The organism is Pseudoalteromonas espejiana DSM 9414 (assembly GCF_002221525.1).
Classification (GTDB): domain Bacteria; phylum Pseudomonadota; class Gammaproteobacteria; order Enterobacterales; family Alteromonadaceae; genus Pseudoalteromonas; species Pseudoalteromonas espejiana.
The window spans coordinates 1,811,236-1,836,033 of record NZ_CP011028.1 but is presented as its reverse complement, the minus strand read 5'-3'; the positions used below and the strand labels follow the sequence as shown (position 1 = coordinate 1,836,033).

Here is a 24,798-nt window from a genome sequence, read left to right as displayed (position 1 = left end):
TTAAAAAATAAAGTAGGTGAGCATAGCCTCACCTACTAAAACTTAATTAGTACTGGTAATTTAAGCCAATACCTGCCCAAAAGAATGAGTGTAAGCTTTCATCGCCAGCGTAATCAGCTTCATTTTTATTAATTGCCGCACTGTAACTTACATAGCTTTGTACTGATAATTTATCGAGTAATTGATAGGTTAAATTAGCCGTAATTTTTATATTATTAGCGCCATTGTGACCATCATTTATATAACCGTGGTTAAACCCAACTCCTGTTGTAAGTGCAAACATTAAAGACTCTGCTATTAGGTAGTCTTTTTTAATTGCCAACTCTATAAACGTGCCATGTGCTTGCAAAGCGTGATACATACTCGCAAGTGCTTGTGTATCACTGGTAAAATAATATTCAAAATCTAGGCTAAGCTCGTTATTGTTGCTTTTTACGCCTTCTTCATTGGTTTTAATGTGGTTGAAACCACTATAAAGCGTTAAGCGCTCAGTTAAATTAGCTGCGTAAATAACATTTAAATTAAGCTCATTGTAACCACTGCTTACCCCTGTTGCGTGCCACGGAATAAACGCTAAGTTTTCATAATTAAACTCTGCAGCTATAGAGGCTATGCCATCAGTATTTAAGTTGTCGCGCCCTTGTGAAACGTATCGGCTTTCCCATAATGGATGAATATGTATATCAAGCTTATGATTTATGTATTCACTGCCATCAACCGTTTTAATATTTCCGCCGATGCCGACTTCTAGCTCTTTAGGTTGCTCGCTTGCTATGCTTTTACTTAGGCTTAACGTAGCAATAAACACAAAAGCAATTAGCATTACTTTATTTAAATACCTTGTCATTTAAATGGTCAAAATCCGTACATAAACTTAAAAAAGTTGCGCATAATATTCCTATATACGCTTGCTTAGCAATAACTATATTGAGTTTTACGAATTTAATTTGTAAAACGTTTACAACCATTAAAATCTTAAGTTACTTGCTCATTTTACAGCCCATAAGGTAGGATAAATTTGAGCAGTTAATAATGTACCGTATTGATTTATAAATATAACAACACGTATTGTATAAATTACAGGCAGGTAAACGCTTAGCTCTTTAATTCTATATATAAGTTGGTATCCTACGCGGCTTTTTACTCATTCAATTAAAATGAATAGCCAAGGGGCGGCTCTAGCTGCAAGGCACTTAAAGTGGCAGCAATAAATGTACGGGTTAATTTAAACACCGTGCAAAATTTAAAAGCAAATATTAAGGTAACTTATGCGATTTGGCCCAGGATTACTCGTAACAGCCGCATTTATTGGCCCAGGCACTATAACTACAGCAAGTGTAGCGGGTGCAAATTTTGGATTTGCGCTAATTTGGACATTACTTTTTTCGGTTATTGCCACTATTTTATTACAATCTATGGCCGCACGATTAGGTGTAGCAACAGGCCAAGATTTAGCGCAAGCATTACGCGCCCACATTAAAACCCCATACCTCAAAGCACTTGCTACCTTTTTAGTAATAAGCGCTATTGGTGTAGGCAGTGCCGCCTACGAAGCCGGAAATTTAAGCGGTGCCAGTATGGGCCTAGTAGGAATATTTCCAGAAATTGGTGCACAAATATGGACCCCACTAATTGCAATATGTAGCGCACTGCTTTTATACAGCGGTAAACATAAAGTGGTAGAAAACGCGTTAATACTGCTTGTAATACTAATGAGCTTAGTATTTATATCTACGTTAATTATGGCCGCCCCCCCTCTTTCTAAAGTTGTAGCCGGGTTTATACCTAGTATGCCCTCAGGCTCTTTAACCACCGTACTTGCGCTGATTGGTACAACTATTGTGCCTTATAACTTATTTTTACACTCTGGCGTATTAGCTGCGCAAGACCATTCAAAAAGTGATAAAGACACAATTATGAAGCAAACAAACCTCGACACGGGTTTATCAATTACTTTAGGCGGTGTGATCACACTTGCTATTTTATCTACCGCGTCAGTGGCATTTTATGGCACAGATGCCGGTAAAATAAGTGCTGCTAATATGGCTGTGCAGTTAGAGCCACTACTTGGTGAAGCCGCGCATTACTTTTTTGCCATTGGTTTATTTGCTGCAGGCTTAACGAGTGCTATAACAGCGCCACTCGCGGGCGCATATGCGGTTTGTGGTATGTTGGGCTGGAAAAACGAAATGAGTAATACACGGTTTAAATCGGTTGCGATTACTATTTTAGTATTTGGTGCTTTAGTTGCCTCGTTAGGGTTAGACCCCGTAGCCGTTATTATATTTGCACAAGCTGCAAACGGCTTACTACTTCCTATAATTACGGCTTACTTGGTTTGGTTAGTAAATCAAAAAGCCGTAATGGGTAAATACACTAATTCAACGTTATTAAACTTAATTATTTTACCTGTATTACTGCTTATTTTTTCGCTAAGTTGTTACAAACTAACCGGTTTATTATTTTAATCACGCAATAGTGAACTGCTGTTTAACCATGGGCATGCTCATGGTTAAACATACAACCGCGGTTACCGTGGCTAGTTTCTATTTGTATGGTGGCGTGTTCAATTTTAAAGTGGTCGTGCAAATGCTGTTGCACTTCAATTAAAAATTCATTATTGAGTGTTTGTTTATTAGTCACTAAATGAACAATAAGTGCAGACTCAGTGGTACTTAATGGCCAAACATGCAAGCCATGTAAATCTACAACATGATCAATGTTTAAAAAATACGCTTTAATTGAGTGTACATTAATATTTTTAGGCACTGCATCGGTTGCATAATTAAGTGACTCTTTAAATAATCCCCAGGTCCCAATAAATACAATTACCACAATGCTCAGGCTAACCACTGGGTCAACCCAATGCCAATTTTTAAATAATATTATTACGCCTGCAATAACAACACCTAAAGATACAGCTGCATCAGCAGCCATATGTAAAAACGCACCCCGAATGTTTAAATCATGCTTTTGCCCTTGAACAAACAGCAAAGCAGTTAGCGTATTTATTACCACACCAATTAACGACACCACAATAATTGTGACACCTGTAACAGGTTGTGGATTTTCAAAGCGCTCAATGGCATGCCAAGCTATACTTACCAGTGCAGCCATTAATAATATAGAGCTCGTTAAAGACGCTAGCACCGTAGATTTTTTATAACCAAAAGTTCGTTTATCCGTGGCGGCTTTACTAGCTAAAACATTTGCACCCCAAGCAAGTAATAAACTTACAACATCGCTTAGGTTATGCCCGGCATCGGCTAATAACGCTAAGGAGTTGGCATAAAAACCATAGCCAGCTTCTATTACTACAAATACAATATTTAGTAACACACCTATCGCAAAAGCACGATTATAATTGCTAACATGATGACAGTGATCGTGGCTCATAGGTGTCCTTAAATTATCGAATATTTATAATTATTTAGATGAATACCAAAATTGTCGCGTGCCTAATAAATAACATATCCCATATAGGCAACACACAAGCGAACTTATTATCCAAAACTGCATAGTGTTATGGTGAACAATTTGGCTGGTAGTTAAAAAGGAATGATTAAACCTGCAATACCGCGCACTAAATAAATAGCGGTGATTAATACCAAGGCAGTTTTTAATAGTGGCAATTTTAAGATAACGCCTGCACCAGAGAGCGCGTATAAGCCCCAAAGAGCAATAATAACTGCAATAGCTAAAGTCACATAAGTTGGATAGGTACTTCCCTGCTCTGCCAGTTGAGCCATTTTCTCACCAGCACCAAAAAAGCGATACCAGTCGGGCCCACCAAAAATACACGCTACATGTAAAAGCGAGGCTATAAAGCTCAAAGCACTCGCTGCAATCAAAAATCTATTTTGTTTCATGTGGTTTGTATAAATTAGTGGCTCATGTAAGCAATAAAGCCAATTAACAGCACATAAAAGCTAAACCCGAGTAAGCAAATTAAGTAAACATCTTTGGCTTTATTCGCCTTAAACGATACATAATCGGTAATTTCGCTTTTAAACTTACCAAAGGTAACTATTTTTAAAATAGTGCAGCCAGTTGAGTAAATTAAAAAACCTAAAATTGTCTCTATCATTAACCAAATAAATAAATCAAATGCCAAACTCATAACGTTCATCCATTAAACACTGTAAAAATAGCCTATCAAATATTTATTTAATTACAAACCTATTACCATAGTTAATATGTAACATTAAATTTTGCCAAACCTATTAACTGGCCTGATTCAGTTACTACTTTTACTTGCCACTTACCTAAAGCGTTTTTAGGAAAGTTAACCTTATGAGACCAAGCCCTATAACCTTGCTCGCGCCCGCCATTAATATTTAAGGTGATTCTATCGACTTCTTTTTTATTGTGTATCCACACATGAAATATTTTTTCGTTTAAACCCCGTGGCGCTTTAACCGCAGTCCAGCTGTATAAACCCTCGCGGTGTAGGGTGTGTAAATCAAGCGTTTCAATACTGCCTACAGGCTTTTTATGTTGTAAGTCGACTTCGTGCGCTAACGTAATGTCGGTTAATCTAAGCGCTGCTGGCGGCACAAAGCTACGTAACTGCCAAACGCTGGCACTAAAAGCACATAAAATTAAAACTAAAATAGGAAAACGCCACCAGCGTGCATTAGGCATTAAATTTTTTAAACTCGGCAAGGTAACAATAACACCCGTAATTAGTGCAATTACCAAACTTTGGCTAGTTGTCAGGTTTAATAAAATGGGCAGTGTTACAAGCAATACTACAAATAAAGCAAAGTTATGAAACACAGTAAATAATGTGCGATTTGTGGCTAGTTTTTTATAATAAAGCGGGTCGATAACCGACACTACGGCACACAAAACAATAAGCGATGTAAAAATAGATTGTGGATGATCCCACTGCGTAACCGCTAAAAAAAAGGGTAACGCAAAAAATAAGCTCTCTTGTTGCACCATTTGCAGTGCAAAACGCATTACATTCGGCGATACCGCTACACCAAACCTCTCTTCTACTTTTTCGCGTAGCCAGTTATCAATTATTAGCCAAAGCCAGCTTATCAATAACACAATAGCAATAACCTGCGAAAACGATTCCTTCCTGTCAACCATGACATAGCTTGCTACACCAGAGCAAAACGCCATCACAGCTAATAATCCAGGGCGCTTTTGCATTGCAGTTATAAATTGGGTGATAAGGTTTTTTAATTTGTTCATCTATTTACTTATGCGTACACAATGTACTTTATTATTAAGAAGTTAGTAATCGAGTGTAACTAAGTGTAGATGAACAACAGATAGATAACCTGTCTTTTTACACATTACATAGTTTATAAAACAGAGCCCTGAATATTACTCATACCGAACATGAAATTACCGCAACAACCCCATCTAGACATCTAAACCGCTATAAATACTACCCCTTACAGCTAACTTACTTACCTGATTTCAGCCTATCGTTGGTGCGAACGCTAAGCCATATTTTATAAATGAATCAAACTCATGTTTTATGTGAAATTATACCGTTTTTATTTAAGGCACAATTTACGTATAAATTACTCATCGAACAGCGCTTAGCTAACCACTAGTTTATAGCTAAGCAGCAGCCACTTTTAAAAACAATGGCTTTGCCTTTAAATAAAAATTGGATACCAACATCATGAGTAAAAACTTAACCTTTAATATTCAAAGTCAGCGCCTTGATGAGCACTATACGCCATCAACAAATACTCGTATTACAACTAACTTTGCAAACTTAGCCCGTGGCGAGCACCGTCAATCTAATTTGCGCAAAGCACTTAACATGATCAATAACCGCTTTAATACACTGGCTAATTGGGATAACCCAACAGCAGAACGTTATTCAATCGAACTCGAAATTATTTCTGTAGATATTGGCTTAGATGAAAACAGCCAAAGCTTTCCATCAATAGAAATACTTAAAACCAACATAGTAGATAACAAAACAAACAAATGCATAGAAGGCATTGTTGGTAACAACTTTTCGTCTTACGTGCGTGACTACGACTTTAGCGTGCTCCTTCAGCAACATAATAAAAATAAACCGCAGTTTAGTATTCCTGATAATTTTGGTGAGCTGCATGGAAAGTTGTTTCAATCGTTCGTGAGCTCAACTACATATAAACAAAACTTTAAAAAGCCACCGGTAATATGCCTAAGCGTGTCTGATAACAAAACTTACCACCGTACAGCAAACGAGCACCCTATTTTAGGTATTGAGTACCAACCAAACGAATCTTCGCTAACAGAGCAATACTTTAAAAAAATGGGCTTACAGGTTCGTTACTTTATGCCTGCAAATAGCGCTGCGCCTTTTGCCTTGTTTTTCTTTGGGGATTTACTAAACGACTACACCAACCTTGAGCTAATAAGCACAATTAGCACCATGGAAACGTTTCAAAAAATTTATCGCCCAGAAATTTACAACGCAAATGCAACGGCAGGCAAAGCTTACAAACCTAATTTAAAAAATGCAGACCATTCACTCACACAGATTATTTACGATAGAGATGAGCGCAGTAAATTAGCCGCAGAGCAAGGTAAGTTTGCCGAAGAGCACTTTATAAAACCATACCAATCGGCGCTTGAGCAATTTACAACGGTAAACATCTAAATTTAATTAAATTATACGGTATCACTTATTATGAAAACTTTATTACCTACATCTACAGCAGGCAGTTTACCAAAGCCATTATGGCTTGCAGAGTCAGAAACTCTTTGGTCACCTTGGAAGTTACAAGCAGATGAATTAACCCAAGGCAAACACGATGCCCTACGCTTATCATTATTCGACCAGCAACAAGCAGGCATTGATATAGTAAGCGATGGTGAGCAAACACGTCAGCATTTTGTAACTACATTTATAGAGCACCTTAACGGTGTTGATTTTGAAAAACGTAAAACAGTAAAAATACGTGACCGTTACGATGCAAGTGTACCAAGCGTAGTGGGCCCTGTTAGCCGCCAAAAACCAGTGTTTGTTGAAGACGCTAAGTTTTTACGCTCGCAAACTACCCAACCTATTAAGTGGGCGTTACCTGGCCCAATGACTATGATAGACACTCTGTATGACGACCATTACAAAAGCCGTGAAAAACTAGCGTGGGAATTTGCCAAAATACTAAACCAAGAGGCCAAAGAGCTAGAAGCCGCAGGCGTAGATATAATCCAATTTGATGAGCCCGCTTTTAATGTGTTTTTTGATGAAGTAAACGATTGGGGCATCGCGTGTTTAGAGCGTGCAATTGAAGGGCTCAAATGCGAAACCGCAGTACATATTTGTTACGGCTACGGCATTAAGGCCAACACCGATTGGAAAAAAACACTCGGCAGTGAATGGCGCCAGTACGAAGAAGCATTCCCTAAATTACAGCAATCAAATATTGATATTATCTCATTAGAGTGCCACAACTCGCACGTACCTATAGATTTACTCGAACTCATTCGAGGTAAAAAAGTAATGGTGGGTGCTATTGATGTTGCTAGCAATGAAATAGAAACACCTGAAGAGGTAGCCGCCACTTTACGCAAAGCCCTACAGTTTGTAGACGCTGATAAACTCTACCCTTGTACAAACTGCGGCATGGCCCCGCTTTCTCATGAAGTTGCAAATGGTAAGCTCAATGCCCTAAGTAAAGGTGCTGAAATAGTAAGAAAAGAGCTACTACAGTAGTAAAGCTTGCTTTAAAAGCAACTATGTAACTTAAGCCTGCGCACGTATTTAAAAAATAAGTGCGCAGGCTTTGTTATTTAAGAGCTTATAAGCTCAAGCGTTTCATTCTCAAAATCTATAACGCCTTTGTGCTGAATAAAAAAAGGCGAGCCAAGTAAACCATGTACGCCCTCTTCTCCACCTGCAACTTGCACATGGTCAAGGTTTAACGATACAAAGCTCGGGTTTTTATATACAACGCCAGCTAATTCAATTTCTGAAACCTCAATATTTCCCATTACATGCTCAGATGTACCTAAACCCGCTGCATTTTCATCACTAAGTGTTTCTATAATGTTTAAATCATTAAGGCAGGCTTTATCTAAAACAGACGAGCCTGCGGCTGTATCTAAAATTAGGCGCAAAGGCTTGCCATTAATTTTAGCATTAACAATTTGGTGCCCTGTTTCTGACATTTCAAATTTAATGATTGCTTTTTTATTTACTTGATTCATATACATTCCTTGTTTTCTAATTAGATTTAAAATAGATGCAAATTACTAAAGTACCCACGCTGTACTAACACTAACCAACAATACAGCATAACTTGTAACCTATTGTCTAATAATCATATCAGGTTGTTTATTTAAGATTTAAGTAATGCACAAAAGTCATCCCACGATAGTGGCCGCGATAAATAATAGCCTTGCGCCCAATCACAACCGAGTTCTTTGAGGTAAGTCATTTGTGCTTCGGTTTCAACGCCTTCAGCAATCACTCTAAGGTCGTAAAGCTTGGCCAAACTTTGGATGATCATCACCATTTTGTTACGTGCCTCACGCTCTGAAAAAAGATCATTAACAAATGAGCGGTCTATTTTTAAGCAATGAGCTGGGTAATGTATTAATTGATTAAATGCCGTGTAACCAGTTCCAAAATCATCTAATGCTAAGGATACGCCAAGTTCATTTAGCGCATTGAGCGTTTTAAGGCAGGTAACATCACCAGCAACAAATGCCGTCTCTGTCACTTCTAGCTCAACACTGTTAGGTTTAATTTTGTGATGTGCTAATAAATTTTTTACTTGTTCAGGAAATAGCTCATTGTGTAGCTCAACACCCGAAATATTAATACAAATTTTGCCACTAAAACTGAGTTCTTTTTGTAAAACGCCTTGTGCTTTTAAAGCATTGTCTATAACCCATAAATCAATATCTTTGATAAGGCCTGTAGCCTCAGCCACAGGGATAAAGTGATCAGGCCCATAACCATTTAATGCAGGACTGTGACACCTAAGCAGCACTTCAACGGCTACAATAGAGCTATCTTTACACGCAAAAATAGGCATATAAACTAAACTAAAACGCGCTTCATTTAAGGCAAGTCTAAGCCCTTTTTCAATGAGTTGGCGTTCACGAAGCTTGTCAGCAATGTCTTGGGTAAAAAATTTAAAGCAATTACGTCCATTATTTTTAGCGTCATACATTGCTGCATTAGCATGATGGAGTAAATCAGTGGAGTCAGCAGAATCATCGGGGTAAACAGCAATACCAATACTTGCGTATATCATGTGATCTACATCATCAACATTAAAACCCCCTTTAAAAATATTTAAAATTCTTGCGGCCACGGTACTGGCATCAAGGGGGGCTTTAATATTAGGTAACAATACAACAAACTCATCGCCAGCAAGCCTTGCTAAGCTTTCTGTTTGTGGCTTATATATTTGATCATTTGGGCGTATAACATCTAAAAGCCGCTCACTAAATTTAAGTAAAACTCTGTCCCCCGCTTCATGGCCATGCTGATCATTAACCTGCTTAAAGTTATCCAAATCTATATAAAGCAAACCAATGCGTTGCTTATCTCGCTCAGCACGGTTTAGCATACGCTCAAGGTTAGTTTTAAAGCTCCATCGATTAGGTAACCCCGTAAGCTTATCGTAATAAGCCATTTGGCGAATATCATCTGCATGCAGTTGCATAATAGTTTCGTAGGCTTGCTCTTCTGAACGTAATGCAGCTAAACAAATAGAATTTAAAGCAAGCATTGTCAGCATGAAGCGTACGGCTTCCGTAAGTGAGTAACTAGTCATTAATAAAGCGCTTAACGGCGTAAATAAAAGCAAAGCACTTGCAATACTAAAAATGCTAAATACAAAAACGGCAGGCCAAAAGCGGTTTATAAAAAGATTTATTGCAACAATAGGATAAATCCACAGCATTCCGGTATTGTTCTCACCACCGGTGATTAATAAACTCATAGATAAAACAAACAAAATACCGCTAAGAATTTTTGCCGCTCGCTCAACATTACCACTTCTCTTTAAAAGATAAAGATTGATTAACCCCACAAGTGCATTAATTAATAATATGGTACCTAAAACATACGAACCACTAACTAAGCTCAAACCTCCAAAAGCAGCAAGAAAAAGTACACCTAAAATGGTCAAAACATGGCAAAGTGTATAGCGCCTGCGGTGGCGCACAGCCAGCATTTCTTGCTGGCCAATTATATTTTCTGGTGTAGAAGACATGTGAATCAATTATTCCTTAAGGCACTTACTAAAATCACTTCACGACATCTGTAGCTGTGATAACAAAAATTACTTTTTACTAAATGTTAAAAGAATAAACGAGATAGCTATTCTGTCAAATAAGTTATTGTTTTTTAACGTTGTGAATTACTAAATAATTTATATTAGCGACTTAATTTTGTTGATAATGGTTATAAATAAAGCTCACTTCGGTTAAATAATAAAAACTCTCGCTTTCTCTCGTATTTAAATCTCAAGCAGCTAATTTTTAAAGCCGGCCAACTAAGTAAAGAACGCTTCATTATAAAACTTATAAATAGTGAAAAAGCATTGTTTTGTTTATATAAGAATTATGTTTTTATAAACTTAATTAAAATTTCAACTTATTAATTTTTAAATAGAGTAATTAATATCTGAGAAATTAGTTTATAAAATAATAAGAGAACAAAATGACAGAATTAACAGGTAATAGCGTTGTTATATTAAGCGCAGTGCGAAGCCCTATCGGCAGCTTTGGAGGAAGTCTTAAAAACTTTACGCCTGCTGAACTTGGGACCCTTTGCGCTAAAGAAGCCATTATTAGAGCAAAATTATCCCCCACCCAAATCGATTCTTGTATTGTAGGCAAAGTCATTCATAACGGTCCAAAAGATGCCTACCTTTCAAGAGTGATTGGTTTAGACGCCGGGCTACCTATTAACAGCCACGCCGTAACATTAAATAGATTATGTGGCTCTGGCTTAGAAGCAATAATACAAGCCGCACAACAAATTCAGTTAGGCGATGTAGACACAGTATTAGCGGGTGGAGCAGAAAGCATGAGTAGCACCAGTTATACACTTGACAGTAATCGTTGGGGCCAAAAAATGGGCAACAGTACACTTATTGATGAATTAACGACCACATTACAAGATCCATGGGATAACAATCCTATGGGTATAACCGCTGAAAACATTGCTACTAAATACGCAATTAGCCGAGAAGAACAAGATAGCTATGCAGCTCTAAGTCATCATAAAGCAGCCAAAGCCATTGCCGCTGGGCACTTCAAAGATCAAATAATACCAGTCGACATTAAATCTCGTAAAAACAGCTATATATTTGATACTGATGAGCACGTACGTGCTGATACAACTCTTGAAAAGCTGGCAATGTTAAAGCCGCACTTTAAAACAGATGGCATTGTAACAGCTGCAACCTCATCAGGTATAAATGATGGAGCCGCTATGCTTGTACTTATGAATGAGCAAAAAGCGGTCGCTCAGAACTTAAAACCTTTAGGCCGTTTAATTGCTTATGCGCGTGTGGGTGTTGAACCTTCACTTATGGGTATTGGACCAATACCGGCCGTGCAAGAGGTATTAAGAAAAACAGGGCTATCTGTTGATGATATGGATGTAATTGAATCTAACGAAGCCTTTGCTGTACAAGCATTATGTGTAGCTAACGAGCTAAGTTTTCCTCAGCACAAAGTTAACCCTAACGGTGGTGCAATAGCATTAGGGCATCCAGTTGGTGCAACAGGTGCTATTTTATCCACTAAATGTTTATACGAGCTAAAGCGCATAAACGGTAAATATGGCTTAGTAACTATGTGTATTGGTGGTGGCCAAGGGATCGCAGCAATTTACGAAGCGCTATAATTATAACTATGAGAACACATGGCATTACAATGAATATTACTTTTGCTAAAGCGAAAGAATTGCTACAACTCTGCCCCTATGATGTTCTTAAGGTTGACCGGGGAAAGTTCTGTTTATTATTAGAAACTAAAAGTGACACCTATCTTAACTAAAAAAGTTAAACCAGCTTAATTTACAAACAAAAATTTGCCAATTAGGTTAGAAATTATATTTTTGTCATAAGGCACGCTGCTTGTTTTATACATTAAACAAAAGCTAGCCTCTAAGTGTGTAAAGTGAAAATTTAGGTTGGATGTCTTATTTGTTTTATTTACTGGCATATGAATATACCTTTGATACTAAATAGAACAAGATACTGAGCGAAATTATTACAACAGGCAACAGCGGCAAGAACCAACTGCCGAATGTTTGAAGCAGAACCCCCCAGTTGGTCGTCTCTTGGCTATAAAATAGGTTGTTCGGATTTGCACTCCAATCTAGCACCGTCATCGTTACAGAAACAACTAACGAAAAAATTAACGAGGCAACAGCTATATTGACGCACGACTTACGGCATTTATTCATTTGTTTACTCGTCTTGAAACGAACTAAAAGTGAAACCAGCTTAATTTACAAACAAATATGTGCAACTAAATTTGCCAATCAGGTTCAGAACTTATCTCTTCTTGCTGGGTCACTTTTCATTTCATCTAATAAATAAGTCACTAGCTTTCTTAGATCTAAATTTCAAAAATGAAAATAACTGCAAAATTGCAGTTTTAACTTTTACTAAGTGGTTTTTGATTTATGCGAGTAGCTTTTCGCAGTTGCTAATATTTGAACGCCGTTTGCGCTTTAAATTTTCACAGTAGCTTACTTGTGATTTGGGCCTGCATACTGCACCATGAAATACGCGTGTAAATTGTGTGGTGAGTTTTAACCAGTTTTCTGGTGATATATTAAGCCTTTCTAGCAAAGGAAGGGTTATATTATCAATATGCTCGCGTTTGTCCTCCCGCATTATTCGCCCTGTCAGCTCAACGAGTTCAAGGTACGATTTAAGCTCAAATGGCAGCCCTTTAGGCATAACTTGACGAGGCATACCTGCAAATCGGAGTAACTGCTTAGGTTGTTTACCAACTGCCGCGCTTGTAATTCGATTTTGCACACTGGTATGATCTGACTCTTCTGGTGTGTTAGCCATTTTAGCTCTTATTGGGTTTAAATCTACATACGCTATACACGCTGCTAGTGCGGCTTCATCTAATAATGCTTGCGATTTGAATCTACCTTCCCTGAAGCGTCCTGTGCAGTTATCTTCTTTATTTGCTCTGCGCGCAATGTCTTCATTTAATAGGCGCATAAACCAGCTGATACTTGCTAAACGTTCGCGATATTGTTTAACCGTTTGATTGAAAAAGATGACCTCAACCTTACTTAACTTTTCACCTTGAATGTATTTTTGCGTTAACAATGTGCCTTTACAGAGTTTATGCCAGCGAATTACAATCGCTTTATCATTCAGTCTATTTGCTTTTTTATCATCAACATACAAGACTAAATGGGTGTGATTGCTCATTACGGCATAAGCACATACATCAATACAAAATACCTTCGCTAATTCAAGTAACTTATCTTCAACCCACCCTCGTCTATGCTCGTAAGATTGACCAGTAAAACGGTCTTCCCCACATAAAAATGCACGACGAACACACCGAGAAATACAGTTATAGTGTTTTGTATCAACCAAACTAACTTGACGCTTTCATGCAATAGCCATAAGACACCCTGCTTGCTTTTTTGGACTAAATAAAAGCTAGCCTCTAAGTGCGTAAGTGCAATATTTAGGATGGGTGTCTTGTTTATTTATACTTCCAATTAGAATCTAGGAGTACGCAAAGTGCAAAATTTAGGTTGGGTGTCTTTCTTATATGTTTTCCCTCGCCGATGCTCGTAAGATTGACCAGTAAAACGGTCTTCCCCACATAAAAATGCACGTCGCACGCAACACGAAATACAATGGTAGTGTTTTGTATCAACCAAACTTACTTGACGCTTTCTTGCGATAGCCATAAGACGCCCTGCTTATTTTTCGTACTAAATAAAGGCTAACCTCTAACTTCGAAAAGTGCAAAATTTAGGTTGGGTGTCACTGTTAATTCTGGACATTTGTAATCGAACTAATAATTATTATAGCTAAACCTAAAAAAACTATAACTAAGTGCATTATTATCTGTAGATTTGGCCTTCTTTCTTTGTCTTGGTCGCTATCAGGTTTATTCTCGTCTTCATATATTTTCATTATTTCAGGGTTTGATGCTTTTAATATTTTTCTAGCTCTATTCTGATGAAACTTTATCCAACTACGTGACTTTTTGATATATATAGAAGCTACAGCATTAAGAAAAACCAATATCATGGCGAGCCAAATATTACTTATAATACTTAGTTCTTCCGTTGACTTTATAAATAGAGCAAGTATAGCCGTTGAAATTACAACAACGATATTGCTGAATATTAATCGCTGATTTTCATGTTGAGCAATTCTCTCATATTGTAATTTGTATATATCTACCCAACCTTCATTCATATTCCAAATTCCTTAGATGCCTAACAAGCCTGTAGATTAACTCGTTTTTTATTTGTTTTTATTAATAAACAAACCATAGCTGAGTTCCTATTTTGGTTCAATCGATTATTGTATTTTTACGCAGTATATAAAGAAGTGTTTGTGTTGTTTAAATTGGCGTTTTGGAAGGGATTACGAGTGGTTGAGTGGCTTTTATTAGGTTAAAAGGGCTTCCCCTTCTTAATGCATCGTGTTTTGCAGTTTTCTATATTATGAACAAGGCAATACAGTTGCCATTGCGTATTAACTTTCGTTTGACCCCGTAAGGTCAATTTATTCATGCCCTTGTTGACGGTAATATTGCCGAACACGGGTTCAATACAGCCTAATCGCTTACTGTATTGTCGTCGTCCGATTGGGCTGTCTATTTTTACTTTCATTTTGTCTACATAGCTCAGCTTTTTGCGTGATTCATTATTTATAAACTGAACTTGTCGTCCCCTGTCTATCGGTGGTTTTCGCATGCATTGCTGCTGTAGCGGGCAGGTTTTACAGTCTTTTAAGTAACCGCAGAATCGCGTGTATTGCTGGTTATGACTTTTTACATTTATACCACTTTGCCACATATCGTTACCTGCGGGGCAGCGGCAGGTTTGAGTTTTTTCATCATAATGAAAACCCTCTGAGGTAAATAACCGTGGCTTGCCTTTACTGCGTTTTAGCCGGCGTTTCTCTTGCTCCGTTTCGTATGTTTCACTGTCTTTAAACAGCGGATTTCGTTTTCTAAACTGATTATCCGCAATGTAGGTATCAAACCCACTTTTCGCCAAATATTCAAGGTTCACTTCGCTGTTAAACCCACTATCTGCGGTGAATTTAATCGTATGTTTGTCTTTGAGCTTGTCAGTGTTCAATTTATCGAGTTGCTGTTTTAATTGCTTAACACCTGGCTGTAGAGTTTGTTGTTCACCCACTGAGCCCCACGCTTGTGCTTGTAGAATGATTTGATGTTTGTCATCGTTTATCGCTATGCCGTTATAGCCTTGGATTGTCCGTTTTGAGGTCGTCATCTTCGCGCTATCAGGGTCAGTGATATTACTTTTAACTGGCTTGCTTTTACTGCCTGTTTTTTCTTTGTGAGTGGCTAAGAACTAGGTAATTTTATCTGCACTTTTATCCAGCTTTTCTTTTTGTTTTAAATCCTGAGTTATCAACTCTTCACTCAGTCCATCTTGTGATTGGTGGCGTTCAATAATACGTTTGCTTGCGCGTTCTAGTTTTGCTTTTTTGCGGCCTAACTCATCGAATGTGCCACTCCACTCTTTACTCGCATTGGACTTTAATTTACACCCATCAATGGCAAACATATTACGGCCTATCAAGCCTTCTTCATCACATATCATCAGCACTTGCGTAAAAAGTGGCTCAATCTGTTCATGCATTTTAGCCACGAAGCCCGCTATTGATGTGTAATGCGGCTGGATATCTCCCGACACACTCATAAATAAAATGTTCGTCTCACACGCTTTAGCAATTCGTCGGCTACTGATAAAACCATGTGCATAACCCAGTAAAATAATCTTTAGCATTACCGAAGGCGAATACGCAGCAGCGCCCGTTTTATCGTTGTTATACCACGCGTCAAAGCCCGATAAATCGAGTTTATTTTCGACGATATAACAAAGGGCATATTCAAATGTGCCTGGCAAAATTTGCTCAGCGAAATTGATAGGAATGAATTTATTTTGACAGGATAAGTCAGGCTTGAAGTTAGCCATAACAATCTACCGTGAGTGAATAATATCTATTAGATCACAGCGAACAGATGGATTCAAGGTTAAAAAACAACCAACCAAGAATAGTTGTATACGTTCTTAAAAAGAGTAATTCTACAGCCTCAACGCCTAAATAACAGGCAAATAGTGCTTGGCTATAATTTTGGAACGCAGTGACAAAAGCCAAGCAGTATTTGTCCGTGTTGATTTGTTTTGTTATACATTATTTAAGCAATTGTGGATGTTCATGTAGGTACTTCCACGCCCAAGGTTGAATGTTGTATGCAAAATAGTCGTTGTGAACCGATACAGTTGCAACTAGCCGAATTATATTATTAGTGGCTAATTCCTGTATTACACCATCAGATAACGGAGCATCTATTGATTTTGTGTCGTTTTCTATAAATTCACATAATACTTTTTTCTCAACCTTAGTTAAATGATGAAGGTGAGACTTACAGTGCTTTAAGTATTTTCTCTGTTTATATTTTTTTATGCATTTTCGGTAAGTGGGGACAAAGACTTCAGCCAATAAAAGTGCCAGTGCAAATAACCACACTAAACCGAGATATGGCTGAAACAACTCCTTTGGTTTTTCTAAACCCAACTTAGAAATAATTATTCCTTTGTCAAAAAGAAGAATCGAACAAATAACAAAAATGATAAATGCTTGCTTAGGTGATAATTTGAGCCACTCAACTACTTTTTTGAATTCAAGCATATGTTTCCATAATGTATAACAATTTTGTCTACGACATTTGTCGTTTTATAAACCGACAAATGTCCATATATTACAATGCATTTATCTTAACCATCAAATAAACACCTGTAAACAATTAGTTAACTGAAAATTATTTTTAATCAGTGTGAAAATGTACCGAAATGGTGGAGATCAGTAATATTGGACAAAACAATAAGCACTGTCTATATACAGTTAACTTTTGCTAAAGATTCATATCATGAAATCACCTTTTTTAACTATGATAGCAGAACAGATGTATCTAAAGCGTTATGCTAAAAGTACCGTTAAAGCGTATTTATACTGGATAGCTTCGTTTATTCGCTTTAGCTCTATGAGGCACCCAACAACGATGGGAGACAATGAGGTCGAACTTTTTTTAAACCACCTTGTCAACCAACAAAATGTTGCTCCTAACACTCAAACACAAGCCTTAAATGCGTTGAGCTTTTTATTTAAAGAAGTGATTAAAAAGCCACTCTCATTATCATTAGGTTTTATTAAGAGCAAACGAGCAACTAAACTACCGGTAGTTTTAACGCAGCAAGAAATAAATAATTTTTTTAAAGTGTGCTCTGCAAAGCATTATTTACCCTGTGGATTACTTTATGGCAGTGATATGCGATTAATGGAAGTACTGCGTTTAAGGGTACATGATATTGACTTTGACTATAACTGCATTCGAATTTGGGATGGTAAAGGAGAGAAAAATCGTGTTGTAACCCTTGCCGTAGAGCCCACACCGCAATTACGTTCCCAAATACAATTAGTTGATAGTTATCTACAATTAGATCTTAAAAACCCTTTGTATTGCGGTGCGTACATGCCGTATTTGTTACGTAAAAAATATCCAAACCACAATAGGCAGCTGGGTTGGCAATATTTATTTTCATCACATAAATTAAGTCTTGATCCCGAGAGTAAACAATTAAGGCGCCATCATATTGATGAAAAGCAATTACAACGCGCTGTTAAAAAAAGCCGCTTTTGATGCACATATAAGTAAACACGTTACCCCTCATACTTTACGTCATTCTTTCGCTACGCATTTGCTGCAAAGCGGCGCTGATATCCGCACAGTACAAACACAATTAGGTCACAGTGACGTGCGTACCACACAAATAATACCCGCTGTATTGAATTAGTGAGCAATTATAGCGACAGATAAATAGCTCAGTAACAAGGCAAAAACTTAGTTATATAGTTTATCTATATGAGAAGTTTTTAACGCAGTTAATGAGTTATTTAGAACGCTAAAATGATCAACGTTTTAATTCAGCGGGTATCCTACCCATGTACTACAGCAAGGTGCCAACGGTGTTGTTAGCCCTTTTTCAAGGTTATAAACCTCCCCTATTTAAAACAAAAAAGCACAACTCGCTTGAGCTGTGCTTTCAATAATTAAATGAGAGCTGACAAGTTACAAACGTATACCGCCGTCTATCTCTACCACGCGACCGGTAAAAAAGTCGTTTTCGATTATGTATTGTGCAGTATGGGCAATTTCGTCGCTTTCACCTAAGCGCCCTACGGGTGTGACTGCAAGCATACGCTGTTTGGCTTCGGGTTTCATGGCGTCGGTCATGGCGGTGCTTATTACACCTGGTGCAATAGCGCCTACGCGTATACCAAAGCGGCCGAGTTCTTTAGCCCATGTGGTGGTAAGTGCCACTACGCCTGCTTTTGATGCCGCGTAGTTTGTTTGTCCTATATTACCTGCGCGCGCTACGCTCGACATATTAACAATTACGCCGCCTTTGCCTGATTCAATCATGTGGCTTGCCGCTTCTCGCCCTGCTAAAAATACGCCAGTGAGATTTACATCAATCACTGATTGAAATTGCTCAAGGGACATTTTTTTAACCACTTTGCCGTCTTTGGCTTTAATAAACATGCCGTCGCGTAAAATACCGGCGTTGTTTATAAGCACACCAATGTGGCCAAAATCGCTATTAATGGTATTAAATACGTTTTCTACTTCGCTCTCTGCGGTTACGTTTGCAGCGTAGCCTTTAATAGTGCCAGATACACCGTCCAGCTGTGTTAGTTTTTCGCACGCTGTGTTTAATAACTCTTGCGCCATATCTATAAGTGCAATGTTAGCGCCCATAAGGGCAAACTTTTGCGCCATTGCAAAGCCTAAGCCTTGTGCGCCACCGGTTATTACTACCGTGTTATTTTTAATTTCCACGCCTTGCTCCTACTTAGAAAACAGTTTAAAAATGGCACTAAAATCATCACTGCCTGCACCTTGGTGCTGCAGCATCGTATATAAATTTTTAGCCATTGAGCCCATTGGGGTTGATGAATTACTTTGCTGCGCGGATTCCATGGCAAGGCCTAAATCTTTAGCCATTAAATCGACCATAAAGCCTGGTTTATAATCGTTACTAGCAGGGGCTGTATCCATTACGCCTGGGCACGGGTTGTAAAGCTCAAGCGTCCAGTTACGACCAGAGCTTGCAGTCATAATATCGCTGAGTACTTTTGCATCTAGGCCGTTATTAATACCCATTTGCAGGGCTTCGCTGGTGCCTGCCATTAAAATGCTAAGTAACATGTTGTTACATATTTTTGCAACTTGCCCTGCGCCAATATCGCCTGCATGAAATATGTTTTTACCCATATCACTGAGTATTGGCTGTGCTGTGTTAAAAGCAGCTTTACTACCACCAACTATAAACGTAAGCGTGCCAGCCGCTGCGCCTGCAACGCCGCCCGATACTGGTGCATCTACAAAGCTAATGCCCTGCTCGCCAAGTGCGCTGCCAACCACACGGGCTGATTCTGCGTCTATTGTTGAGCAATCAATAACTAGGGTGTTTTTGCTCAGCACATTAATTAGACCGCTGTCGTCGTTATTACCTAAATAAAGCGATTTAACATGTTTGCCTGCTGGCAACATACTGATAAGTATATCGGCATTGGTTGCACATGTATTTGCATTTTCAGCTGCGTGTGCACCTTTGCTTGCAAGTTCATTTAAGACCGACTGGTTTAAATCGAATGCCGTAACACTGTGGCCAGCTTTAATTAAATTAGCCGCCATTGGGCCGCCCATATTACCTAAGCCGATAAAACCAATATTGAGTTTAGTCATCGTCTTTCCTTTATGTGTGTGATGGCGTGTGTAGGCCATTGAGTGGGTGGTTTTCGCCAAATCTGTTAGCAAAAAAGCTCTCTATTATTGTTTGTGGTACATCACTCAGTGTTTTGTATTGCCAATTTGGCGCGCCGTCTTTATCTATTAGTAGCGCTCTTACGCCTTCTTGAAATTCACCAACTTCACCAGCGCGAACCGACATACCCAGCTCCATTTTAAAACACGCTAATAAGCTTTTGCCTTTACTGGCTTTTAATTGCTCACTAACCAGAGCACAACTTAATGGGCAACCATGCTTAAGTGACTTTTGAGCACGTTGCAGCCATTTATCGTCAGTACTTAGGCCTAAAATATAATCAACCTGTTCTTGTAGCGTATTAAATTCAGCTAATTTTTGAATGGTTGCTAAGTTAGCTTTAATATTACCTTTTGGCATACGGGCAGATTGGTTATCTAAATCGGTTAATAATTTAGTTAAACGCTCATGATTTAAGCTTGCAGTTTTGCCCCACTTAGCAGCTAAAATTTGCGCTAGCATGTCATCATATTTAGTGCTGTCGATAAAGTGATCGGCAAGCGATACAAAGCGCGCATCTTCACAATTAATAGAAGCCGACGTTAATCCTAAAAATAGCCCTACACTGTGTGGCATTTTATCTAAAAAGTAACTGCCCCCTACATCTGGGTATAAGCCTATGGTTTGCTCTGGCATGGCAATGCGCGACGTTTCGGTTACTACGCGGTGGCTAGCACCTGCCATTAGGCCTAAACCGCCCCCCATTACTATGCCGTTCCCCCAAACAAGGATTGGTTTATCAAAGGTATGAATAAGGTAATCAAGTTTGTACTCAAGCGTAAAAAACTCTTCAACTAGGCTTGTTGGTTTACCTTGCGCCATTGCATGGTGCAGGCTAACTACATCGCCACCAGCGCAAAAGGCTTTATCGCCAGCGCCTTTTAACAACACCATTGCAATAGCATCATCGTCTTGCCAAGCGCGCAACTGCGGCTTGAGTAATTTGATCATGTCAAAATTAAGTGCGTTTAATGCTTTTGGTACGTTGAGTGTAATAACCCCAATTAAGCTGCCGTTTGCTGCGGTTGCCGTTTCAAATAGCACGGGGTCGTCTGCATTATTTAATAACGTTAAATCACTCATTAGCCGTTTACCCAATTAGCACGGCGTTTTTCTAAAAAGGCATTTACACCCTCTTGCTGATCTTGTGTATCAAATAAACCAACAAATAATTCACGCTCAAGTGGTAATACACTAGCCATAGGTTGATGTCGCCCTTTTTGTATAAGCGTTTTACACGCAGAAACTGAGCTTGGGCTTTGTTCGCTTACTTGGTTGGCAAGTTTTAACGCCGCTGCAAAGCTTTCGCCTTGTGGCACTACTTCTTCTACTAAGCCTATTTGCAAGGCTTTATCGGCTTTTAAGCGCTCGCCGCATAAAATCATGCGTTTTGCCCAGCCTTCACCTACAAGCCATGCTAAATTTTGTGTACCACCCGCGCATGGTAATAAGCCCACTTTTGCCTCTGGCAGTGCCATTTGTGCTTGCTCTTCTGCTATGCGTATATCACATGCAAGCGCCACTTCTAGCCCGCCGCCCATGGCATAACCATTAATGGCCGCAACCGACACCCCTGTAAAATTAGTCAGTGCTTCAAATGCTTCACCAAAAACACGCGACATATCAGCAGCTATACCTTTATCGCCACTGGCAAATACGTTTAAATCGGCACCGGCGCTAAAAAATTTCTCGCCTTCGCCGGTAAGTACTAAGGCATAAATATTTTTGTTGTTATTAAGCTCGTTAACTTTGTTTTTTAAATCTATTAAGGTGTCTTTTGTCCAGGTATTAGCTGGCGGGTTAGACATAGTTAAAATTGCAACATGGCCTTCGGTTGTTAATTCAATACACGGCTTTGATTGTGTCATAACTTGCTCCTTATAAAACGTCGCTTGCAGATTCAGCTAAAATACGGCGCGCTATAATTACGCGCATAATTTCGTTTGTGCCTTCTAAAATTTGATGAACGCGCACATCACGTACATGGCGCTCAAGCGGGTATTCTTTTATGTAACCGTAACCACCATGAATTTGCAGTGCATCGTTACACACGTTAAAGCCAACATCGGTCGCAAAACGTTTAGCCATGGCGCAGTAAGTCGTTTTTTCGCAATCACCGGTATCAAGTTTAAATGCCGCAAGCCTTACCATTTGGCGCGCAGCTACAAGTTCGGTATTCATATCTGCAATTTTAAATTGCAAAGCCTGAAACGCAGCCAGTGGCTTACCAAATTGAGTGCGCTCTTTTAAGTACTCTTTTGCCGTGTTTAGCGCAGCTTGTGCTGTACCAATTGAACATGTGGCAATATTAATGCGCCCACCATCTAGGCCTTGCATGGCAAATTTAAAGCCTTCACCTTCTTTACCTAATAAGTTATGCGCCGGTATACGTACATCTTCAAAACTAATTAAGCGTGTTGGCTGTGCGTTCCAACCCATTTTTTCTTCTGCTTTACCGTATTCAACGCCTTTTGCATCGGCCGGGACTACAAATGCCGAAATACCCGCAGCGCCTTCGCCACCAGTGCGCGCCATTACCACTAATACTTCGGTTTCGCCCGCGCCCGATATAAACATTTTTGATCCGTTAATAACGTACTCATCACCCTCAAGTACGGCTTTTGTTTTTAGTGATGCCGCATCTGAGCCCGAGCCAGGCTCTGTTAAACAATAAGAGGCAAGTAGCTCGCCCATTACTAATTGTTCTACGTATGTGTCTTTAACTGCGTCGGTACCAAAACTTGCCACCATCCAGGTCGCCATATTATGTATGGTTAACATGGCCGTTGTAGCAGTACAGCCCATAGCAAGCTGCTCAAATATAATGCTTGAATCTAAACGTGATAAACCAAGGCCGCCGGCTTCCTCTGGCGTGTATAAACCACAAAAACCAAGCTCGCCTGCGGCTTTAATCGTATCTTTAGGAAAAATATGCTCGCGATCCCACTTTGCTGCATGTGGGGCAAGTTCTGATTCGGCAAATTGGCGTGCAGTTTCTGCAAAGGCTTGTTGATCTTCTGATAAGTTAAAGTCCATGTTAGACCTCTTTAATTGTGTGTTGTTAGTGTGCCCTATTGGGATAGGTGTGAAGAGCGGCAAAGGCTGATGTGTGTGTTCTAGTTGCTTGTCAGCGAGTTTAGCCTTTGCGCCCTTCTTTATTATTATTTTTGAGTGTGTTTATTTTAAATTAATGCTCATATTTGGACCTGAAGCAATGTCGTCTTCAAACCAACGTGAGGTAATGGTTTTAGTTTCTGTGTAAAAACGTATACCTTGCTTACCGTAGGTATGCGTATCGCCGTAAAACGAGCCTTTCCAACCTGTAAACGAGAAAAACGGCAGCGGCACCGGAATAGGCACATTAATACCCACTTGCCCTACTTCTATTTCGTGTTGGAATTTACGCGCAACAGCACCACTTGAGGTAAATAGTGATGTACCGTTACCGTATGGGCTTTCGTTAATAAGGGCAATAGCCTCCTCTAACGTATCTACAAACATACAGGCAAGCACAGGACCAAAAATTTCTTCTTTGTATAAATCCATCTCTTTTGTAACGTCGGTAAATAGTGTTGGGCCAACCCAGTTACCTTGCTCGTATCCTTTTACTGTAAAGTGTGAGCCATCAATTAAACACGTGGCGCCTTGCTCTTTACCGCTTGCTATATGCGATAAAATACGCTCTTTTGCGGCTTTTGATGTTTGTGGGCCGTAGGCTGCGTCTTTATCATCCCACACGCCTGGGCGTACGTTTTCAAAACCTGCTTTTATTTCATCAACCCACTCGCTTGCTTGGCCTACAAACACAGCAACCGAAATACCCATGCAGCGCTGGCCTGCGGCACCAACCGATGCGCCAACCAGGTTATTTACAACGTGCGATTTACTCGCATCTGGCATTATAACCATGTGGTTTTTAGCACCCACACACGCTTGCACGCGTTTAAGGTTTTGTGTGCCTTTAGAATAAATATACGCACCTACGCCACACGAACCTACAAACGAAATAGCACGTACGGCTTTATCTTCTAGTAGGCGGTCTACTTGTGGTTTTGTACCGTGTACAACTTGTAATACGCCTTTTGGTGCGCCGGCTTCAATAAATAGCTCAGCTAAACGCATAGGTGTAAGTGGGTCTTGCTCAGACGGTTTTAAAATAAAGGTATTACCACATACAATAGCCAGCGGAAACATCCAAAGTGGGATCATCGCCGGAAAGTTAAACGGAGTAACGCCCGCACAAACGCCAAGGGGCTGCATGTAAGAGTAGGTATCTATTTTGCGGGCAACGTTTTCCATTGTTTCGCCCATCATTAATGATGGTGCATTTGCAGCTTGTTCTACTACTTCAATACCGCGCCACACATCGCCTTTTGCATCTTCAAACGTTTTACCTAGTTCGTGGCAAATAATGGTTGCAAGCTCATCGTGGTGCTCTTTTAATAGCGCCGCGTATTTCATCATAATGCGGGCACGCTCGGTAATTGGAACGTCTTTCCACGTTTTAAACGTTTCTGAGGCCGAGGCAATAGCTGCATCCATTTCTGAGTCGGTAGTACATGGAACTTGTGCAAGTACTTCTTGATTTGCGGGGTTAATTACATCAATAAGCTCTTTAGAAGCCGACTGAACAAATTCGCCATTTATAAGTAGTGGAACTTGGTGCATGTGTAAATCCTGTTGTTAGTGTGTTCTTTTAAAAAATGGCACCGTTTTGT

General features: G+C 39.3%; 20 protein-coding genes and 3 pseudogenes. 5 read left to right on the top strand and 18 right to left on the bottom strand.

Annotated elements, in window-relative coordinates:
- Window positions 1–46 precede the first annotated feature (46 nt).
- Window positions 47–847, bottom strand: a complete 801-nt coding sequence (locus PESP_RS08420; protein ID WP_089347632.1) for a hypothetical protein — start codon at window positions 845–847, stop codon at window positions 47–49.
- Window positions 848–1,268: 421 nt separating this feature from the next.
- On the opposite strand from PESP_RS08420, the gene PESP_RS08415 reads away from it, so the two are divergent.
- Window positions 1,269–2,468 (top strand): Nramp family divalent metal transporter, encoded by a 1,200-nt coding sequence (locus PESP_RS08415; RefSeq protein ID WP_089347631.1) that lies wholly within the window; start codon window positions 1,269–1,271, stop codon window positions 2,466–2,468.
- A gap of 22 nt (window positions 2,469–2,490) precedes the next feature.
- On the opposite strand, the gene PESP_RS08410 is transcribed toward PESP_RS08415, so the two are convergent.
- The 4 genes from PESP_RS08410 to PESP_RS08395 all read right to left on the bottom strand — a co-directional run bounded on the left by PESP_RS08410 (window position 2,491) and on the right by PESP_RS08395 (window position 5,205).
- Complete coding sequence (locus PESP_RS08410) at window positions 2,491–3,396, bottom strand: cation diffusion facilitator family transporter (RefSeq protein ID WP_089347630.1); 906 nt, start codon at window positions 3,394–3,396, stop codon at window positions 2,491–2,493.
- 152 nt (window positions 3,397–3,548) lie between these two features.
- Window positions 3,549–3,869 carry a hypothetical protein gene (locus PESP_RS08405; RefSeq protein WP_307725819.1) on the bottom strand — a complete coding sequence of 107 codons (321 nt, stop codon included), beginning with the start codon at window positions 3,867–3,869 and terminating at the stop codon, window positions 3,549–3,551.
- A 14-nt stretch (window positions 3,870–3,883) separates the two neighbouring features.
- Window positions 3,884–4,120, bottom strand: coding sequence for a hypothetical protein (locus PESP_RS08400; RefSeq protein ID WP_089347629.1), 237 nt, complete (start codon window positions 4,118–4,120; stop codon window positions 3,884–3,886).
- Window positions 4,121–4,191: 71 nt separating this feature from the next.
- Complete coding sequence (locus tag PESP_RS08395) at window positions 4,192–5,205, bottom strand: DUF5924 family protein (protein WP_089347628.1); 1,014 nt, start codon at window positions 5,203–5,205, stop codon at window positions 4,192–4,194.
- Between the two features lie 442 nt (window positions 5,206–5,647).
- On the opposite strand from PESP_RS08395, the gene PESP_RS08390 reads away from it, so the two are divergent.
- The gene (locus PESP_RS08390; RefSeq protein ID WP_089347627.1) at window positions 5,648–6,622 is read left to right on the top strand and encodes a DUF1852 domain-containing protein; all 975 of its coding nucleotides are present in this window, start codon (window positions 5,648–5,650) and stop codon (window positions 6,620–6,622) included.
- A 30-nt stretch (window positions 6,623–6,652) separates the two neighbouring features.
- Window positions 6,653–7,681: a methionine synthase gene (locus tag PESP_RS08385; RefSeq protein ID WP_089347626.1), complete on the top strand. Its 1,029-nt coding sequence runs from the start codon at window positions 6,653–6,655 to the stop codon at window positions 7,679–7,681.
- Window positions 7,682–7,758: 77 nt separating this feature from the next.
- Here the strand turns inward: PESP_RS08385 and PESP_RS08380 are convergent, their stop codons facing one another.
- Together PESP_RS08380 and PESP_RS08375 are read right to left on the bottom strand one after the other, a co-directional pair.
- Complete coding sequence (locus tag PESP_RS08380; protein ID WP_089347625.1) at window positions 7,759–8,175, bottom strand: retropepsin-like aspartic protease; 417 nt, start codon at window positions 8,173–8,175, stop codon at window positions 7,759–7,761.
- A 131-nt stretch (window positions 8,176–8,306) separates the two neighbouring features.
- The gene (locus PESP_RS08375; RefSeq protein ID WP_089347624.1) at window positions 8,307–10,196 is read right to left on the bottom strand and encodes a putative bifunctional diguanylate cyclase/phosphodiesterase; all 1,890 of its coding nucleotides are present in this window, start codon (window positions 10,194–10,196) and stop codon (window positions 8,307–8,309) included.
- Between the two features lie 449 nt (window positions 10,197–10,645).
- On the opposite strand from PESP_RS08375, the gene bktB reads away from it, so the two are divergent.
- Window positions 10,646–11,839 carry a beta-ketothiolase BktB gene (bktB, locus tag PESP_RS08370; RefSeq protein ID WP_089347623.1) on the top strand — a complete coding sequence of 398 codons (1,194 nt, stop codon included), beginning with the start codon at window positions 10,646–10,648 and terminating at the stop codon, window positions 11,837–11,839.
- Between the two features lie 784 nt (window positions 11,840–12,623).
- On the opposite strand, the gene PESP_RS08365 is transcribed toward bktB, so the two are convergent.
- The 5 genes and pseudogenes from PESP_RS08365 to PESP_RS08340 all read right to left on the bottom strand — a co-directional run bounded on the left by PESP_RS08365 (window position 12,624) and on the right by PESP_RS08340 (window position 16,883).
- Window positions 12,624–13,568, bottom strand: a complete 945-nt coding sequence (locus PESP_RS08365; protein WP_245852165.1) for a transposase — start codon at window positions 13,566–13,568, stop codon at window positions 12,624–12,626.
- Between the two features lie 188 nt (window positions 13,569–13,756).
- Window positions 13,757–13,891, bottom strand: a pseudogene (locus PESP_RS08360) (transposase); the annotation flags it as partial.
- A gap of 82 nt (window positions 13,892–13,973) precedes the next feature.
- Window positions 13,974–14,408: a hypothetical protein gene (locus PESP_RS08355; RefSeq protein ID WP_089347622.1), complete on the bottom strand. Its 435-nt coding sequence runs from the start codon at window positions 14,406–14,408 to the stop codon at window positions 13,974–13,976.
- A gap of 219 nt (window positions 14,409–14,627) precedes the next feature.
- Window positions 14,628–16,165, bottom strand: a pseudogene (locus PESP_RS20755) (transposase).
- Between the two features lie 220 nt (window positions 16,166–16,385).
- Window positions 16,386–16,883 (bottom strand): super-infection exclusion protein B, encoded by a 498-nt coding sequence (locus PESP_RS08340; protein WP_089347619.1) that lies wholly within the window; start codon window positions 16,881–16,883, stop codon window positions 16,386–16,388.
- Window positions 16,884–17,121: 238 nt separating this feature from the next.
- On the opposite strand from PESP_RS08340, the pseudogene PESP_RS08335 reads away from it, so the two are divergent.
- A pseudogene (locus PESP_RS08335) lies at window positions 17,122–18,046 on the top strand (integron integrase).
- Between the two features lie 275 nt (window positions 18,047–18,321).
- On the opposite strand, the gene PESP_RS08330 reads toward PESP_RS08335, so the two are convergent.
- The 6 genes from PESP_RS08330 to PESP_RS08305 all read right to left on the bottom strand — a co-directional run bounded on the left by PESP_RS08330 (window position 18,322) and on the right by PESP_RS08305 (window position 24,748).
- Window positions 18,322–19,092 (bottom strand): SDR family oxidoreductase, encoded by a 771-nt coding sequence (locus tag PESP_RS08330; protein WP_089347618.1) that lies wholly within the window; start codon window positions 19,090–19,092, stop codon window positions 18,322–18,324.
- 9 nt (window positions 19,093–19,101) lie between these two features.
- The gene (mmsB, locus tag PESP_RS08325) at window positions 19,102–20,001 is read right to left on the bottom strand and encodes a 3-hydroxyisobutyrate dehydrogenase (RefSeq protein WP_089347617.1); all 900 of its coding nucleotides are present in this window, start codon (window positions 19,999–20,001) and stop codon (window positions 19,102–19,104) included.
- Between the two features lie 10 nt (window positions 20,002–20,011).
- The gene (locus tag PESP_RS08320) at window positions 20,012–21,163 is read right to left on the bottom strand and encodes an enoyl-CoA hydratase/isomerase family protein (RefSeq protein WP_089347616.1); all 1,152 of its coding nucleotides are present in this window, start codon (window positions 21,161–21,163) and stop codon (window positions 20,012–20,014) included.
- A complete protein-coding gene (locus PESP_RS08315; protein ID WP_089347615.1) occupies window positions 21,163–21,948 on the bottom strand; it encodes an enoyl-CoA hydratase in 786 nt (261 codons plus the stop codon). The genes PESP_RS08320 and PESP_RS08315 overlap by 1 nt, the downstream gene beginning before the upstream one ends.
- Before the next feature lie 10 nt (window positions 21,949–21,958).
- Window positions 21,959–23,116, bottom strand: a complete 1,158-nt coding sequence (locus PESP_RS08310) for an acyl-CoA dehydrogenase family protein (RefSeq protein WP_089347614.1) — start codon at window positions 23,114–23,116, stop codon at window positions 21,959–21,961.
- Window positions 23,117–23,257: 141 nt separating this feature from the next.
- Complete coding sequence (locus PESP_RS08305) at window positions 23,258–24,748, bottom strand: CoA-acylating methylmalonate-semialdehyde dehydrogenase (protein WP_089347613.1); 1,491 nt, start codon at window positions 24,746–24,748, stop codon at window positions 23,258–23,260.
- Window positions 24,749–24,798: the final 50 nt, after the last annotated feature.